Genomic DNA, 16094 nt, shown 5'->3' on the forward strand with positions numbered 1-16094 from the left:
AGTGGGGCGATTTCTGGCAGGTGCGGCGGGTTCGCTGTTGTTGGTGGCGGCGGGGCTGTTCTGGTGGCAAGGACGCGCGACGAGCGAACCTGTGTCGCAGGCTCTGGTCGGGCCGCCGCCGCCGCCTCCGATTATTTCCTTGCCAGAAGGAGACCCTGACGCCGTGGGAAAGGCGTTGCCGATGCCGGGCGAGGCCAGCCCGCAAAGTCGCGAGCAAAAGCGGTTCGCTCGCTATGATCGCAATCGCGACGGGATCATCACGCGCGTCGAGATGATGGGCAGCCGGGTGAAAGCGTTCAAAACGCTCGACAAGGATGGCGACAATCTGCTCTCATTTGAGGAGTGGGCCGTCGCGACGTCGGACAGGTTCGGCCAGGCGGATGCGAACGGCGACGGCAAGCTGACGCCTGCCGAGTTCGCGATCACCGCGCCCAAGCGGAAGGCCGCGCCCAAATGTAAATGTTAGGGCCTGGTTCCTCTTGCGCCGAAAAGCCGTGACCGATCAGGCGGGCTGAAGCTCACCCAGCCATTGCCCAAGTGCGGCCCGCGCGCGGGAAGTCATGGCTTCCTTGCGCTGCTTCTTCTTCACATCCTCCAATGGAGGAAACAGACCGAAATTGACGTTCATCGGCTGATAATCGGCCGTCGCCTCATTGCCCGTCACATGCCCCAGCAGCGCGCCCAGAGCCGTTTCCGGCGGCGGTGCGGGCAGCGGCTGTCCCAACAGTTCGGCAGCAGCGAAACGTCCCGCCAACAATCCGATGGCCGCGCTTTCGACATAGCCTTCGCAGCCCGTCATCTGACCGGCGAAGCGGATATGCGGCGCGCTTTTTAGGCGCAGAGTCGGGTCGAGCAGCTTGGGGCTTTGGATGAAGGTATTGCGGTGCAGGCCGCCCAGCCGCGCAAACTCGGCCTTCTCTAGCCCCGGAATGGTGCGGAACAGCTCCACCTGTGCGCCATGCTTAAGCTTGGTCTGGAACCCGACCATGTTCCACAATGTGCCGGACGCATTGTCCTGCCGCAGTTGTACCACCGCATAGGGCCAGCGCCCCGTGCGCGGGTCGTCCAGGCCCATCGGCTTCATCGGGCCGTGCCGTAATGTTTCGGGGCCGCGCGACGCCATTACTTCGATCGGCATGCAGCCTTCGAAGTAGGGTGTGTTCGTTTCCCATTCCTTGAACTCGGTCTTTTCCCCGTCGATCAGCCCCTGGACGAAGGCCTGATATTGTTCGCGGTTCATTGGGCAGTTGATGTAATCCTTGCCCTCGCCGCCGCCCGGACCGATCTTGTCCCAGCGATTGGCCATCCAGCATTTGTCCATGTCGATGCTGTCGTAATGCAGGACCGGCGCGATAGCGTCGAAGAAGGCGAGATGGTCCATGCCCGCCGCCTGGCCGATGCTCGCGGCTAGTGCGGGCGCGGTCAGCGGACCGGTCGCGATGATCGTCATGCCACTGGTGGGTAGGGTATCGACCCGTTCCCGCACGACCGCGACATTGGGATGTTCGGCGAGCGCGCGGGTCACACCTTGCGAGAACACGTCCCGATCGACGGCCAGCGCCGATCCGGCTGGCACCTTGGCTGGCTCTGCCTGCGTCATGATGAGCGAACCCAGCCGCCGCATTTCCTGATGAAGCAGGCCGACGGCATTCTTGTCCGCGTCGTCCGACCGGAAGCTGTTGGAGCAGACCAGTTCGGCCAGCCCATCCGTCTGGTGAGCCGGGGTCATGTCACCAGCGCCCCGCATTTCCGACAGGCGGACCTTTATCCCCGCCTGCGCCAGCTGCCAGGCGGCTTCCGTCCCCGCCAGGCCGCCGCCGATGACATGCACCTGATGATCCGTTGCTTTGTCCATATCCGCCTGCCCGCTTTATCGATCAGGCCGCAGCCACGCTGTTCGCCGCCGACAGGACAGCCTGGACTGACGCGGTTGCGATGTCGGTATCGGTGCCGATGCCGAATATCGTACGGCCATCGGGCGTCCGGCATTCGACATAGGCGGCGGCGGCGACATCCGTGCCTGCGCCGATCGCATGTTCGCTATAGTCCGCAACCTCCAGATCGACGCCCAGATCGTCGCGCAGCGCGGCCAGCACCGAGGAGATGAGGCCATTGCCGCGCCCGGAAATGGAGCGTTCGCCGCCCTTGTGCGCGATCTTTCCGGTAAATATGCGGTCGCCCGCATGGCCGGTCTCATTATAGTCGATCAGCCTGTAGGCTTGGTCGCCGGACAGACGATAATGGTCTTCGAACGCTGTCCAGATGTCGGACGCGTTCAGTTCCCGGCTGGTCTGGTCGGCCAGCCCCTGCACCACGCGGGAAAAATCCGCCTGCATGCGCTTGGGCAGTTTCAGCCCCTTGTCCTGCTGCAGCACCCAGGCGACGCCGCCCTTGCCGGACTGCGAATTGACGCGGATCACCGCTTCATAGTCGCGGCCCAAATCCTTGGGATCAATCGGCAGATAGGGAACGTCCCAAATCTGGTCGTTGCGGGTTTCCTGGGCGGCAAAGCCCTTTTTGATCGCATCCTGATGCGAGCCGGAAAAGGCGGTGAAGACCAGTTCGCCCGCATAGGGATGGCGCTGGTGCACCGGCAGCTGGTTGCAATATTCGACGGTCTGAATGACCTCGTCGATATCCGAAAAATCCAGCCCCGGATTGATGCCCTGCGTGTACATGTTCAGCGCGACCGTCACCAGATCGCAATTGCCGGTGCGCTCGCCATTGCCGAACAGGCAGCCTTCGACACGATCTGCGCCCGCCATCAGGCCCAGCTCTGCCGCCGCGACGCCGGTGCCGCGATCATTATGAGTGTGCAGGGAAATCACGACGCTGTCGCGCTTGGAAATATTGCGGCACATCCATTCAATCTGGTCGGCATAGATGTTGGCCGTCGCTGCTTCTACCGTGGCGGGCAGGTTCAAGATCAGCGGCCGTTCCGGTGTGGGCTGCAGGATTTCCATCACAGCCTCACAACATTCTAGGCTGAAATCCAGCTCGGCGGTGGAGAAGGTTTCCGGCGAATATTCGAAATGCCAATCGGTGTCGGGCTGCTTGGCCGCATTATCGCGCAGCAGCTTGGCCGCGTTGATCGCGATGTCTTTGATCTGCGCCCGGTCCATCTGGAACACGATGTTGCGCCAGGCGGGGGACACGGCGTTATAGACGTGGACGATCGCCTTCTTCGCGCCGCGCAGGCTTTCAAAGGTCGTGGCGATCAGGTCTTCGCGGGCCTGGGTCAGAACCTGGGGGAATACATCGTCAGGAATCGCCCCATCGCGCACCAGCCCGGATATGAAGTCGAACTCGGTCGCGCCCGCGCTGGGGAATCCAACCTCGATCTCCTTCACACCGACCTTGATCAGCAGGTCGAAAAAGCGGCGCTTCTTCTCGGCGTTCATCGGGTCGATCAGCGATTGGTTACCATCGCGCATGTCCGTGGACAGCCAACGCGGAGGCGAGGTGATGACCGCGCTCGGCCACTGGCGATTGGGCAGATCCACCTGAGGGAAGGGGCGGTATTTCTGCGAAGGATCGGTCAGCATCATGGAAGCTACTTCTTTATGCAAAACGGGCTCCGCAATTTCGGAGACATCGGGGCGCCCGGTGAAACGACTATCTGCTTGGAAATGCCCTTAGGCGTATCGCTGCGTCATTCAAGCGAAGAGCAGCGCAAAAAGCACGCCTAAGGGCGTGTAAGTCGTAGCAGGGAAAGAAGCGCGCGCTGCATGGTGGAGACCGCTTAACCCTTTTTTGGGGGTGGCGTCCAGTGTTTGTTGAAGGGTGGGCGGGCGACGATGGGTGTGATGGGGGGAAATTCGGACCTCATCATCCTCCCCACGCCCACGGCGCAGGGAGGATCTGACGGCGACCTTTGGTGTGCGGAGACCGTCGTGCCGGGGGCCGAAGTCTCGCTTATTTCTGAAAGGCGGCCACGATCTTCAGTTCGATGGTGTCGCCCACCATGGACACGCCATAACCCATGCCGAAATCGCTGCGCTTGACGGCGGCGGTTGCGACGAAACCGACATTTTCCTTGCCGCCAGCCATGGCCGGAGCCTTGCCCGCGCCGTAAAATTCCGCGTCGAGAGTCACGGGCTTTGTTATGCCCTTGATCGTCAGATTGCCGGTGATTTCAGCGCCCGTCGGGCCGTCAGTCTTCACGCCTGTCGAAACGAAGGTGGCCTTGGGAAATTTGGCCGCGTCGAAAAAGTCCGATTTCATAAGATGCTCGTCCAGTTTCGCGACGCCGGTGCGGATATTGGCGATGGGCACATCCACCGACACTTTGGAAGCTGCCGGATTTTTAGGGTCGAGCGTCAGCGTGCCGGTCGATTCGGATATGACGCCGACATTGTTGGAAAAGCCCATATGATCATAGGCAAAGACGATCTGCGTATGCCCCGGATCAATCTGATAGGTGCCGCCCGTCACGCGGGTGGCGTCTTTCGCACCGGGCGCGGCAGGCATTTGGGCAATGACGACAGTGCCACCGGCGACAGCGGCAAGGGCGGCGGCGGAAATCAGAAAGGTGCGCATGGAACGGGTCTCCAGAAGCAATCGACGGATGACACAATAGCTGCGTCTGCCGATTGTTCCAGAGCCGTAACTGGAAACGAACTGTTGCCGGTTGGGTTTGCCGGGAGAGCCTTTGGGTCCGAATGAAAAGAGGGGCTGATGCGCTAAGGATTGCTCGCGCGGCTCCCGTGAACCCAATCAGCACAGCGGGTAGAAAAAGATATTCGCGCAGCGGCGCAGAGGACGCCGAGATAATATCTCTGCATTCTCTGCGCCTTTGCGCGAATTTATCAACCAGCGTTGCCACCTCCCCATCGACGATGGGGAGGTGGATTAGCGGCTGTCTTAGTTCTTTTCCTTGTCCACCAGCTTGTTAGCGCCGATCCAGGGCATCATGGCGCGTAGCTGTTCACCGGTCTTTTCAATCGGATGCTGGGCCTGAAGCTTACGCTTTGCCTTCATTTCCGGGTAGCCGGCCTTGATGTCCGTCATGAAGCGCTGGACGAACTTGCCTTCCTGAATGTCCTTCAAGACGCGCTTCATTTCAGCCTTGGTCTCGTCGGTGATGACGCGCGGGCCGGTGTGATAATCGCCATATTCCGCGGTGTTCGAGATCGAATAGCGCATGTTGGCGATGCCGCCTTCATACATCAGGTCGACGATCAGCTTGGTTTCGTGGAGGCATTCGAAATAGGCCATTTCCGGCGCATAACCGGCTTCCACCAACGTTTCGAAACCAGCCATGATGAGGTGCGACAGACCGCCGCACAGCACAGCCTGCTCGCCGAACAGGTCGGTTTCGCACTCTTCCTTGAAGTTGGTTTCGATGATGCCGCTGCGACCGCCGCCGACGCCCGAAGCGTAGGACAGGGCGATGTCATGAGCGTTGCCGGTCGCGTCCTGATAGATGGCGATCAGGCAAGGCACGCCGCCGCCGCGCTGATATTCGCTGCGGACGGTGTGGCCCGGTCCCTTGGGTGCGATCATGATCACGTCGACGTCGGCGCGCGGTTCGATCAAGCCGAAATGGACGTTCAGGCCGTGCGCGAAAGCGAGCGCCGCGCCGGGCTTCAAGTTAGCGTGAATGTCGGCGGCGTAGATATCGGCCTGGTTCTCGTCAGGGGCGAGGATCATGAGCACATCGGCCCAGGCGGCTGCGTCAGCGTTGGTGAGCACTTTGAAGCCCGCGCCTTCCGCCTTCTTTGCGCTGGCCGAACCGGCGCGCAGGGCAATGGCGACTTCAGCCACGCCGCTGTCGCGCAGGTTCTGCGCATGGGCGTGACCCTGGCTGCCATAACCCACGATGGCGACCTTCTTGCCCTTGATGAGGCCGATGTCGGCGTCGTGATCGTAATAAACTTTCATGTTTCCAATTCCCTCAACCGTGCCATTGTCCTCACCCCCCATGGGGAAAGGATACGAAATCTTGGCTCGACCAAGCCGGGCCTAGATGGAGTGGGAGAGGGGCTTTGTTCCCCTAAGGGCGCTGCCCCACTCTCCTGCTGAGATCCAGGCAGCCAACTGCCCGATCCCACGTCCCTTACCCAATATGGGCGAGGGATAATCTTCAGTTCGGCTCCTTCCCGCGGACCAGTCCGACGACGCCGGTGCGGCCGACTTCGACCAGCCCGATCTGGCGCATCAGTCCAACGAAATTGTCGATCTTTTCGGTCGTGCCGGTAATCTCGAAAATGAAGCTTTCGATCGTCGTATCGACCACCTTCGCGCGAAAGACATCGGCCAGGCGCAGCGCTTCGATCCGGTCTTCGCCAGTGCCTGCGACCTTGACCAGCGCCAGTTCGCGTTCCACGAACGGGCCGTTCTCTGTAAGGTCGGTGACCTTGTGAACTGGCACCAGCCGGTCGAGCTGGGCGATGATCTGGTCGATAACCTTGGGCGGGCCATTGGTGACGATGGTGATGCGGCTCATCGCGTGATCGGCGGTGATGTCCGCCACGGTCAAGCTGTCGATATTATAGCCGCGCGCAGTGAACAGGCCAGCGATGCGGGCAAGGATGCCTGCTTCATTGGTGACCATCAGCGACAGGACGTGCCGCTCGCTATATTCTTCCTGGATATGCATCAGATGCTTGCCCCGTTATCCGGTTCCTTGTCGCGCTCGCGACGCTCGGAAATCATGCCTGTGAAGGCGTAGTGCCAGCTTCCCTCGTCGCGATGGGCGAGGCGGACCGGGAAGCCCGCGATCGCGTCGAACATCCGCGCGAGATGTTCGCCCACATAGCGCGGAGAAGCGAGCAGCCGACCGATCTGGCGTCCGTGGAAATCGAACCCATCATCCAGATGGACTTCCCACTGTTCATTTTCCGAATCCATATGGTCCACGGTCCAGCCCGTCAGTTCGGCCGTCCCAGCAATCCGTTCAAAATCGAATGGCTCGCTCACATGGATGCGAAGCTTGAGATGTTGCGTCACACCAGCGCCTTCGCCTCGTCGGACATGATGCCTTCCACCTGGCTGGGATCGAGCAGCATGTCGGTATGCGCCGCGCCCGACGGGATCATCGGGAAGCAGTTGGAAAGCTTCGCCACGCGGCAGTCCACGATCACCGGGCCGGGCGTGTCGATCATCTGACGGATGCCGGCTTCCAGTTCCTGCGGTCCTTCGATGCGGATGCCGGTCCAGCCATAGGCTTCGGCCAACTTCACAAAGTCGGGCAAGCTGTCCGAATAGCTGTTGGAATAGCGGCTTTCATAGGTCAGTTCCTGCCACTGGCGGACCATGCCCATATATTCATTGTTGAGGATGAATATCTTCACCGGCAGGCGATACTGGCTGGCCGTCCCCATTTCCTGAATGTTCATCTGGATCGACGCATCGCCCGCGATGCAGACCACCAGGCTGTCGGGGTTGCCGACCTGCGCGCCGATGGCGGCGGGGAAGCCATAGCCCATGGTGCCCAGGCCGCCAGAGGTCAGCCACTTGTTGGGCGCGTCAAAGCCGAAATGCTGAGCCGCCCACATCTGATGCTGGCCCACTTCGGTGGTGATGATAACATCCTCTGCCGAACGCGACGCCTTGTAGAGCTGCGCGATCGCCTCTTGCGGCATGATCTCTTCCCGGCTTTCGGGATAGGCCAGGCTGTTGCGGGCGCGCCAGCCTTCGATCCGGGCCCACCATTCCGACAGGTCAGCCGTCTTGTGGTCCCGTTCTTTCCACAGGGCGATCATGTCGGTCAGGGCGCTGCCGACGTCCGCTATGACGGGCAGGTCGACGGCAACCGTCTTGTTGACGGAGCTGCGGTCGATGTCGATGTGGATTTTCGTACTATGGGGCGCGAAGGCATCCAGGCGACCGGTGACGCGGTCGTCGAAGCGAGCACCGACGCACAGGATCACGTCGGCCTTGTTCATCGCCCAATTGGCTTCATAGGTGCCATGCATGCCCAACATGCCCAGCCATTGCGGCCCGGATGCGGGGTAGGCACCCAGGCCCATCAGCGTGGAGGTCACAGGCGCGCCGGTCAGCGCGGCCAGTTCCCGCAACAAGGTGGACGCTTCCGGCCCGGAATTGATCACGCCGCCGCCGGTATAGAGGACCGGGCGCTCCGCCGCCGCGAGCAATTCGACCGCTTTTGCAATGGCGGCAGGATCCGCCTTGGTCTGGGGACGATAGCTTGCATGTTCCAGCCGTTCGGGCCGTTCGTAACGCGCGGTCGCGACCTGAACATTTTTGGGAATGTCGACGACGACGGGACCGGGGCGGCCGGTGGTCGCGATATGAAACGCCTCATGAACGACGCCCGCGAGCTTGGCCGGGTCCTTCACCAGATAATTATGCTTCGAACAATGACGCGTGATGCCGATGGTGTCCGCTTCCTGGAAAGCGTCGGTGCCGATCAGCTGCGTCGCGACCTGCCCGGTGATGACGACCATCGGGATTGAATCCATCAGCGCGTCGGTGATGCCGGTGACAGCGTTGGTCGCGCCGGGGCCAGAGGTGACGAGCACGACGCCGGGCTTGCCGGTCGAACGGGCATAGCCTTCCGCCATATGGGTCGCGCCCTGTTCGTGACGGACGAGGACGTGGCGGATTTTTGGATGATCGAAGAGTGCATCGTAGATGGGCAAAACCGCGCCGCCCGGATAGCCGAACACGACTTCGACCCCTAGGTCGATCAGGCACTCAACCAGTATGTCCGCGCCGCTCTTTTCGGCCACGATGAAATCCTTCCGCTATGCAGGTTGCGCCCTCTGCTCCAGATGAGAAGCGAAGGCAAGGTCGGTGCCTCTATTAGACATAAAATGGCTAGTCAACACCTAACAGCGTAATTTAATTACCATATGGTCGACGATTTTATCATCAATTTGCCCAATTTCACGCTGCCAGTCCGTGGGGGGCTGTCGGGAAAACCAGGTATATTGGCGTTTGGCATATTGGCGGGTGGCGATGCGGCCGCGATCCAGCATGGTTGCCCGGTCCATCTCTCCCCGCAGCCAGCCCGCAATCTCTGGCACGCCGATAGCTCGCATGACAGGAAGGTCGGGGGAAAGATTACGGGCTATGAGGGCTTCCACTTCCTGGACGCCGCCGCCGGTCACCATCTGTTCGAAGCGGCGGTCACATCGGTCGATCAGCCAGTCGCGCGGGGGCAGCAGGATCAAGGGGGTAAGCCTGACCTGGTCCGCGATCCCGCCGCTCTTGTGCAATTGCCAGTCGGTGAGCGTCCGACCGGTGGATCGCACGACCTCCAGCGCGCGGGCGACCCGGTTGGTGTCGGCGGCGGCCAAGCGTGCGGCGGCCTGCGGATCTTCGCGGGTCAGCGCAATGTGCGCCTCAGCCACGGGCAACGCGCGCACTTCCGCGCGGATGGCGGGGTCAATGTCCGGCACCGGCGCAATTCCATCAAGCAGGGTGCGAATATATAGACCGGTGCCGCCCACCAGGATCGGAAGCCGCCCTTCGTCATGGGCTTGGCGGATTTCGGCGCGCGCCTCGGCGGCCCAGCGGGCGGCGGTGCAGGCCTGCGCGCCATCTATATGGCCGAAGAGGCGATGAGGAATGTCACCCATTTCCTGCGCGTTGGGCCGAGCGGACAGGATTTGAAGGTCGGCATAGACTTGGCTGGCGTCGGCGTTGATGACGATCCCATTCGCTTTCCGGGCGAGCGCGATGGCGAGCGCGCTCTTGCCGCTGGCGGTGGGTCCGGCAATAAGCGCCACGCGCGGGCGGGATTCGCGCATTTGTGTTTCGGGAGTTTCCATGTTCGTCGCGACCTTAGTGGCAAGTGCGGCCTTGAGTCAGGAAGATATTGCGGAGGCGGTTCGTCGGCTGACGCAAGTGGGCTGCGCACCGGGCGATAGCGTCTGGCTGGACGAAGGCAAGGCAGCCGACATTTTCTGCGGGGCGGGGCCGACAGCGGCGCGCGCTGCGCTTTCCGGGCTGGGGCAGGGGATCGATGCGATCGTCCAGCCCGTGGCTAATCGTGAAAAGAAGCTGCTGATCGCCGACATGGATTCCACCATGATCACCGTGGAGTGCATCGATGAGTTGGCGGACTATGCCGGGATAAAGCCGCAGATTGCGGACATTACGGAACGGGCGATGCGTGGCGAACTGGATTTTGCCGGTGCGCTGCATGAACGGGTCGCGCTGCTCAAGGGGCTTGACGATGCCGCGATCGACCGTTGCCGGGTGGAGCGCGTGAAGATCATGCCCGGTGCTAAAGTTCTGGTCCGCACGATGAAGGCGCGCGGCGCGCGGGCGTTGCTGGTTTCGGGAGGTTTCACTCGTTTCACGGGGCCGGTAGCCGAAGAGATCGGCTTCGACAGCGCTGTTGCCAATGTGCTGGACATAGCTGATGGCGCATTGACCGGCACGGTGGCCCTGCCCATCGTGGACGCTGCGCGCAAGCGCGCCGAACTGGAGAAAGCCATCGAGGGCGGTATCGACCGCACCCTCACGCTGGCGGTCGGCGATGGCGCGAATGACATTCCGATGATCCAGGCGGCAGGCCTGGGCGTTGCCTATCATGCCAAGCCCAAGACGAGGGAGGCCGCAGCTGCCGAGATTGTCCATGGCGACCTTTCCGTGCTGCTCTACGCCCAGGGCATAGCCTCCACGCACTGGGTTCATGATTGAACAAGGAGCGGTCGGACCTGAGCCATTACGGCTGATTGCACGTTGAGCACTTGCTCCGTCATTGCGACAGGTTCGTGCTGAGGCGCAGCGAAACTCAAAAGCCCGCCATCAGCCCATCGATCGCGCCTTGCAGGATATAGCTAGCGGCAAGTTTGTCGACCAGTTCGCTGCGCCGGGCGCGGCTGGCGTCCGCTTCCAGCAATGTGCGGGTGACGGCCTGCGTCGACCAGCGTTCGTCCCACAACAGGATCGGTCGGCCAAGGTCGGCGATGTTGCGCGCAAAGGCGCGGCTCGCCTGGCTGCGCGGACTTTCGCCACCGTCGAGGTTCAACGGCAGGCCGATGACAATGCCCTTCACCTGCTGCTGTTCGATAAAGGCGGTCAGCGCGATCTTGTCCTTGCTGAACTTGCCGCGAGCGACTGTATGGGCCGGGCTGGCGATGGACCAGCCAGCATCGCAGAGGGCCAGGCCGATCGTCTTCGTCCCCACGTCCATGCCCAGCAGCCGCCCACCCTGCGGCAAAGCCTCGCGAAAATCGGCGCGATGATGCGTAATCAGGGATAAAGTCATGATCTCAGAAATGCCGCCAACCGCTGTCGCGCGTCTTCCCGCACGTCGCCCCAAAAGAGGCTGTAGTCATAGACGTGATAGTTGTTGCCGGGCAAGGTGAACGGCCCCATGTCGATTGGGTCCCCGATCATCAAAATGCCGCGGGCGTCGCACCGGGCAGGCACTATCCCTTTGATCAGGCGCGGCGGTCCCGCTTCGTCACGGCTGTCCAGAGTTCCGCGGCTCGCACGCGCCGGAGCGGCCCCGTTCAAAGTGCCGGTGATCGGGTTGGTGCACAGCATATGCGTGCCCTTGCGGGTGCTGCCCGCGTAGCCCGTCTTGCGCTCAAAGCTTTCGATCATGGGCGACGGTTCGGCAGGTTCGGCATAGCTTTGCCAGCTGACCAGGCAATGCGCCTGATTGCGACGTGCGCAGGCGGGCAGGCCCAGTACGGGAAGGTCTGCCTCGACCGAAACGGGCCATCCGACCGCGTAGACGGCGGCGACCCGGTCTGCGACCGGCTTGCCTGCCACCTGCTCCCGCAACAACTGGAGCAAATGACGCGACCCCTGGCTATGCCCGGCGAGGATCAGCGGGCCGGTGGGATTGGCCTTGATGAAGGCGGCAAAGGCCTGCACCACATCGCCATATGCGGCGGCCAGCGCCTGATCTCCAGCCGGTTCGCTAGTCAGGAATGCGCCGAAATTGGCTTGGCGGTAACGCGGCACCCAAATGTCGCCGACCGCGTTGAAGGCGCTCGCCTGGTCTTGAACAAAGTGCCGGGCGGTCGCGAGCGAACCCTTGTCGCTCAGGCGCATGTTCCAGTGCGCGCCGCTGAACGTGGTGATGTAGGATGTGGGGTGGATGAAGAAGACCGCCGCCTTCTGCGCGACGGGAGCGTCCTTCAACCCTTCGGGCCGCCAGAGCGCCGGATTGTCTTTGGCTATGTCGGGGCGGGCGATCCACATTGCGCGGTCGTCATAAGCGTTGGCGGGTAGCGGGGCGAGCGGGGCGAATGCTTCACGCGGAACCATGACCGCGCGGATCAGCTGCATGCCCCAGATGCGATATGCCAGCAACGCCGCCAGGACCAGCACGATCAGGCTGGCGACGACGTACAGAAACTTGCGGGCCAAGGCTTTGCTCTCCATCAGTTGGCAGCGCCTCATAGCCTGCTTCTCGCGGCGCTGTCTGGCGCAGGTGGTTGTGACGCGCAAGTGCGGACTTGAAGCGGGCGTAAGCGGGTGGTAGCGGCGGCCCATGTCGATAGACCTTCAGACCGTGAAAAAGATCGCCAGCCTCTCGCGCATTTCGGTGACCGACGCCGAAGCGGAAGCCATGGTGCCGGAACTCAACAACATCCTTGGCTGGGTGGAGCAACTGGGCGAGGTGGACGTGACCGGCGTGGAGCCGATGACGGCCGTCATTCCTAATCATCAGCGCCTGCGTGAAGATGCGGTGACGGACGGTAACGTCCGCGACCGGGTGCTGGCCAATGCGCCCCAGGCGGAACATGGGTTCTTTGCGGTGCCTAAAGTCATTGAATAACATTTGTTATTCCGTTCGCCCTGAGCTTGTCGAAGGGCTCTACTTCTCTTCAAGAAAGGACTGGGCTTCGACAAGCTCAGCCCGAACGGGAAAAAGAGTTTGACCGATCTTACCGACCTTACCGTAGCCGACATTCGCGACGGCTTTCGTGCAGGCGACTTTTCCGCGCGCGAAGTGGCGGAGGCGTTCAATGCCAATGTCGCCGGTGCCAAGGCGCTGAACGCCTTTATCGTCGAAACGCCGGAAAAGGCGCTGGAAGCCGCAGACGCCGCCGACAAGGCTAAGGCCGCGGGTGAACCGTTAAAGCCGCTTTCGGGCGTGCCGATCGGCATGAAGGACCTGTTCTGCACCGAAGGCGTGCAGACGACGGCGGCCAGTCACATGCTGGAAGGCTTCACGCCGACCTATGAATCCACGGTGTCGAAAAAGCTGTGGGATGCGGGCGCGGGGATGCTTGGGAAGCTGAACCTTGACCAGTTCGCCATGGGATCATCAAACGAAACCAGCTATTTTGGCAATGTGATCTCGCCCTGGCGGCGGGGTGATGGTGATACTGCTGCGCTCGCGCCGGGCGGTTCTTCAGGCGGTTCGTCTTCAGCTATCGCCGCACGGCTGTGCCCGGCGGCGACCGGCACCGATACGGGCGGTTCGATCCGCCAGCCTGCGGCCTTTACCGGCATTTCGGGGATCAAGCCTACCTATGGCCGATGCTCGCGCTGGGGTATCGTGGCGTTCGCGTCATCGCTGGATCAGGCCGGGCCGATGGCGCGGACGGTGCGCGACAATGCGATCCTGCTGGAGACGATGGCGGGATTTGACCCCAAGGATTCGACCTCGCTCGATCTGGCGGTGCCGCAGTGGGAAGCCGGTTTGTCGAGCAATCTCAAAGGCAAGACGGTCGGGATTCCCAAGGAATATCGCCCTGACGGCCTGAACGCGGAAATCTCCGCGATGTGGGATCGCGGGATAGACTGGCTGAAAGATGCGGGCGCGGAAGTGGTGGAGGTTTCGCTGCCCCACACCAGATATGCGCTGCCGACCTATTATATCATCGCCCCGGCTGAGGCTTCTTCGAACCTCGCCCGCTATGATGGCGTGCGTTATGGTCAGCGCGACCTGCCCGATGGGGCGGGCTTGCAGGACATGTATGCCGCGACCCGCGCCCTGGGCTTTGGGCCAGAGGTCAAGCGCCGCATCATGATCGGCACCTATGTGCTGTCGGCAGGCTTTTACGACGCCTATTATACGCAGGCGCAGAAGGTCCGGGCGCTGATCGCGCGCGATTTCGAGCAGGCTTTTGAGAAGTGTGACCTGCTGCTGACGCCGACCGCGCCGAGCGCGTCCTTCGCGCTGGGGGAGAAGCAGGCCGACCCGCTGGCCATGTATCTGAATGACGTCTTCACCGTGCCTGCCTCGCTGGCCGGGTTGCCCGCCATGGCGGTGCCGGGCGGGCTGGACGGGCAGGGGTTACCGTTGGGCTTGCAGATTATCGGCAGGGCACTGGACGAGCAGACTGTGCTCAATGCGGGCCTGGCGATCGAAGAGCGTGCGGGCTTCACGGCGCGGCCGGGCAAGTGGTGGTAAGCCGTTATCCGTTCGCCCTGTTTGACGCGAGCCACTTGTCTCGCTCAAATGTCAAAGGGCCGTTTTTCTCTTCAAAGAAGGACTGGGCTTCGACAAGCTCAGCCCGAACGGAAGTAAATTTATGAGTGAATATCGCATTCAGGGCGCAACCGGCGAGTGGGAGGTCGTGATCGGCCTGGAAGTCCATGCGCAGGTGACCAGCCAGGCGAAGCTCTTTTCCGGCGCTGCCACCGCTTTTGGTGCAGAGCCGAATACGCAGGTTTCGCTGGTCGATGCGGCCATGCCCGGCATGCTACCCGTACCGAACCGGGAGTGCATTCGTCAGGCGGTGCGCACCGGCATGGCGATCAATGCCAACGTCAACAAATGGTCGCGCTTCGATCGCAAGAATTACTTCTACGCCGATCTGCCGCAGGGCTATCAGATCAGCCAGCTCTACCACCCGCTGGTGGGAGAGGGGGAGATCGAAATCAACCTCGACGAGAAGAACCCCGACGCGGAAACCAAGCGCATTGGCGTCGAACGCATCCATGTCGAACAGGATGCGGGCAAGCTGATGCATGACCAGCATCCGACGCGATCCTATGTTGATCTTAACCGTTCCGGGGTGGCGCTGATGGAAATCGTGTCCAAGCCGGATATGCGTTCTCCTGCCGAAGCAGGGGCTTATCTGTCGAAGCTGCGGACGATCCTGCGCTATGTCGGATCGTGCGACGGCAATATGGATCAGGGGTCGATGCGCGCCGACGTTAATGTTTCCGTGCGCAAACCGGGCCATGAGTTCGGCACCCGAACTGAAACGAAGAACGTCAACTCGGTCCGCTTCGTGATGGCCGTGGTTGAATATGAAGCGAGCCGTCAGGTCGACGTGCTGGAGGCTGGCGGCAAGATCGTTCAGGAAACGCGCCTCTATGACCCGGACAAGAATGAAACGCGGTCGATGCGGTCCAAGGAAGACGCGCATGATTACCGCTATTTCCCCGACCCGGACCTGTTGCCGCTGGAACTGGACGACGCTTTTCTTGAGGAATGCCGCCAGTCGCTGCCGGAATTGCCCGACGTCAAGCGTCACCGTTATGAGGAGCAACTGGGCCTTTCCGCTTATAATGCCGCCACGCTGACCGCTGACGCGGATACGGCTCGCTGGTTCGAAGCGCTGCTGGCAGAAGCCGCGCGTATTCAGAAGAAGAGCGAAGGGGAGGTGGCCAAGGCGTCCGCCAACTGGCTGCTTTCGGAGCTTTATGGTGCGCTCAACCGCCTGGGCAAGAGCCTTGAGGATAGCCCGGTGGGTCCTGAGGAAGGCGCGGAGCTGCTGGCCCTTGTTGCCGATGGCACGATCAGCGGCACCATCGCCAAGCAGGTGTTCGAGATCATGCTCGAAACCGGCGACCGCGCACCCAAGATCGTTGACGAAAAGGGCCTGAAGCAGACTTCGGACACCGGCGCCATCGAGGCAGCGGTTGCCAAGGTGCTGGCCGACAATGGCGACAAGGTGGAACAATATAAGTCGGGTAAGGAAGCGCTGTTCGGCTTCTTCGTCGGTCAGACGATGAAGGCGATGCAGGGGAAGGCCAACCCGCAGGTCGTCAATGACCTCGTCCGCAAGGCGCTTGCCTGAAACCCGCAATGGCCGTCTAAATCCCTGAAAAGCTGGAAGCCGGGGCTTCCGGCGGCAACGGGGGGTGAATATGAAGGCATGGGGCCGCTCCCGTTTCTGGGCGCTTGTGCATTGCCAGGCGGCGTTCGGCCTGGCCTGTCGCAGGCTGGCGAATCTTCGACTTTGCTATCCAGCCGC

Annotated in this window: 15 protein-coding genes; 5 read left to right on the forward strand and 10 right to left on the reverse strand. The window is 61.8% G+C overall.

Translation table 11 applies throughout. From position 1 onward, the window contains the following. Window position 1: 1 nt before the first annotated feature. Window positions 2-466: an EF-hand domain-containing protein gene (locus FHS54_RS07005; protein WP_167303085.1), complete on the forward strand. Its 465-nt coding sequence runs from the start codon at window positions 2-4 to the stop codon at window positions 464-466. 36 nt (window positions 467-502) lie between these two features. Here FHS54_RS07005 and trmFO read toward each other — a convergent pair whose 3' ends face one another. The 8 genes from trmFO to miaA form a co-directional block, all read right to left on the reverse strand. Further along, the gene (trmFO, locus tag FHS54_RS07010) at window positions 503-1855 is read right to left on the reverse strand and encodes a methylenetetrahydrofolate--tRNA-(uracil(54)-C(5))-methyltransferase (FADH(2)-oxidizing) TrmFO (RefSeq protein WP_167303086.1); all 1353 of its coding nucleotides are present in this window, start codon (window positions 1853-1855) and stop codon (window positions 503-505) included. A 22-nt stretch (window positions 1856-1877) separates the two neighbouring features. Continuing rightward, window positions 1878-3548 (reverse strand): 2-isopropylmalate synthase, encoded by a 1671-nt coding sequence (leuA, locus tag FHS54_RS07015; RefSeq protein ID WP_167303087.1) that lies wholly within the window; start codon window positions 3546-3548, stop codon window positions 1878-1880. A gap of 367 nt (window positions 3549-3915) precedes the next feature. Further along, entirely contained in the window at window positions 3916-4539 is a 624-nt protein-coding gene (locus tag FHS54_RS07020; protein ID WP_167303088.1) for a YceI family protein, read from the reverse strand. Window positions 4540-4863: 324 nt separating this feature from the next. Beyond that, the gene (gene ilvC, locus FHS54_RS07025) at window positions 4864-5883 is read right to left on the reverse strand and encodes a ketol-acid reductoisomerase (RefSeq protein ID WP_167303089.1); all 1020 of its coding nucleotides are present in this window, start codon (window positions 5881-5883) and stop codon (window positions 4864-4866) included. Between the two features lie 202 nt (window positions 5884-6085). Then, a complete protein-coding gene (ilvN, locus tag FHS54_RS07030) occupies window positions 6086-6601 on the reverse strand; it encodes an acetolactate synthase small subunit (protein ID WP_167303090.1) in 516 nt (171 codons plus the stop codon). After that, window positions 6601-6951: a hypothetical protein gene (locus FHS54_RS07035; RefSeq protein WP_167303091.1), complete on the reverse strand. Its 351-nt coding sequence runs from the start codon at window positions 6949-6951 to the stop codon at window positions 6601-6603. Before FHS54_RS07035 ends, ilvN begins: the two co-directional genes overlap by 1 nt. Then, window positions 6948-8696 carry an acetolactate synthase 3 large subunit gene (locus FHS54_RS07040; RefSeq protein ID WP_167303092.1) on the reverse strand — a complete coding sequence of 583 codons (1749 nt, stop codon included), beginning with the start codon at window positions 8694-8696 and terminating at the stop codon, window positions 6948-6950. The genes FHS54_RS07035 and FHS54_RS07040 overlap by 4 nt, the downstream gene beginning before the upstream one ends. 99 nt (window positions 8697-8795) lie before the next feature. Next, window positions 8796-9740, reverse strand: coding sequence for a tRNA (adenosine(37)-N6)-dimethylallyltransferase MiaA (gene miaA, locus FHS54_RS07045; RefSeq protein ID WP_167303093.1), 945 nt, complete (start codon window positions 9738-9740; stop codon window positions 8796-8798). Between miaA and serB the strand changes: the two genes are divergently transcribed. After that, entirely contained in the window at window positions 9739-10617 is an 879-nt protein-coding gene (serB, locus tag FHS54_RS07050; RefSeq protein WP_167303094.1) for a phosphoserine phosphatase SerB, read from the forward strand. The two genes, miaA and serB, sit on opposite strands and share 2 nt — an antisense overlap. Before the next feature lie 94 nt (window positions 10618-10711). Here serB and ruvX read toward each other — a convergent pair whose 3' ends face one another. Continuing rightward, window positions 10712-11188, reverse strand: a complete 477-nt coding sequence (gene ruvX, locus FHS54_RS07055; RefSeq protein WP_167303095.1) for a Holliday junction resolvase RuvX — start codon at window positions 11186-11188, stop codon at window positions 10712-10714. After that, window positions 11185-12303 carry a DUF3089 domain-containing protein gene (locus tag FHS54_RS07060; RefSeq protein WP_167303596.1) on the reverse strand — a complete coding sequence of 373 codons (1119 nt, stop codon included), beginning with the start codon at window positions 12301-12303 and terminating at the stop codon, window positions 11185-11187. The genes ruvX and FHS54_RS07060 overlap by 4 nt, the downstream gene beginning before the upstream one ends. A 124-nt stretch (window positions 12304-12427) precedes the next feature. Between FHS54_RS07060 and gatC the strand changes: the two genes are divergently transcribed. The 3 genes from gatC to gatB all read left to right on the forward strand — a co-directional run bounded on the left by gatC (window position 12428) and on the right by gatB (window position 15917). Further along, the gene (gatC, locus tag FHS54_RS07065; protein WP_167303096.1) at window positions 12428-12715 is read left to right on the forward strand and encodes an Asp-tRNA(Asn)/Glu-tRNA(Gln) amidotransferase subunit GatC; all 288 of its coding nucleotides are present in this window, start codon (window positions 12428-12430) and stop codon (window positions 12713-12715) included. A gap of 99 nt (window positions 12716-12814) precedes the next feature. Continuing rightward, entirely contained in the window at window positions 12815-14299 is a 1485-nt protein-coding gene (gene gatA, locus FHS54_RS07070) for an Asp-tRNA(Asn)/Glu-tRNA(Gln) amidotransferase subunit GatA (RefSeq protein WP_167303097.1), read from the forward strand. 121 nt (window positions 14300-14420) lie between these two features. Continuing rightward, window positions 14421-15917 carry an Asp-tRNA(Asn)/Glu-tRNA(Gln) amidotransferase subunit GatB gene (gatB, locus tag FHS54_RS07075; RefSeq protein ID WP_167303098.1) on the forward strand — a complete coding sequence of 499 codons (1497 nt, stop codon included), beginning with the start codon at window positions 14421-14423 and terminating at the stop codon, window positions 15915-15917. Window positions 15918-16094 lie beyond the last annotated feature (177 nt).

The organism is Sphingobium vermicomposti, assembly GCF_011762025.1.
Lineage (GTDB): Bacteria > Pseudomonadota > Alphaproteobacteria > Sphingomonadales > Sphingomonadaceae > Sphingobium > Sphingobium vermicomposti.

What these genes read in the sequence shown, in the direction of transcription:
- FHS54_RS07020 (WP_167303088.1), bottom strand. Translation starts at nt 4,539, where the DNA reads ATGCGCACCTTTCTGATTTCCGCCGCCGCCCTTGCCGCTGTCGCCGGT.
- ilvC (WP_167303089.1), bottom strand. Translation starts at nt 5,883, where the DNA reads ATGAAAGTTTATTACGATCACGACGCCGACATCGGCCTCATCAAGGGC.
- ilvN (WP_167303090.1), bottom strand. Translation starts at nt 6,601, where the DNA reads ATGCATATCCAGGAAGAATATAGCGAGCGGCACGTCCTGTCGCTGATG.
- gatC (WP_167303096.1), top strand. Translation starts at nt 12,428, where the DNA reads ATGTCGATAGACCTTCAGACCGTGAAAAAGATCGCCAGCCTCTCGCGC.
- ruvX (WP_167303095.1), bottom strand. Translation starts at nt 11,188, where the DNA reads ATGACTTTATCCCTGATTACGCATCATCGCGCCGATTTTCGCGAGGCT.
- leuA (WP_167303087.1), bottom strand. Translation starts at nt 3,548, where the DNA reads ATGATGCTGACCGATCCTTCGCAGAAATACCGCCCCTTCCCTCAGGTG.
- gatB (WP_167303098.1), top strand. Translation starts at nt 14,421, where the DNA reads ATGAGTGAATATCGCATTCAGGGCGCAACCGGCGAGTGGGAGGTCGTG.
- miaA (WP_167303093.1), bottom strand. Translation starts at nt 9,740, where the DNA reads ATGGAAACTCCCGAAACACAAATGCGCGAATCCCGCCCGCGCGTGGCG.
- trmFO (WP_167303086.1), bottom strand. Translation starts at nt 1,855, where the DNA reads ATGGACAAAGCAACGGATCATCAGGTGCATGTCATCGGCGGCGGCCTG.
- serB (WP_167303094.1), top strand. Translation starts at nt 9,739, where the DNA reads ATGTTCGTCGCGACCTTAGTGGCAAGTGCGGCCTTGAGTCAGGAAGAT.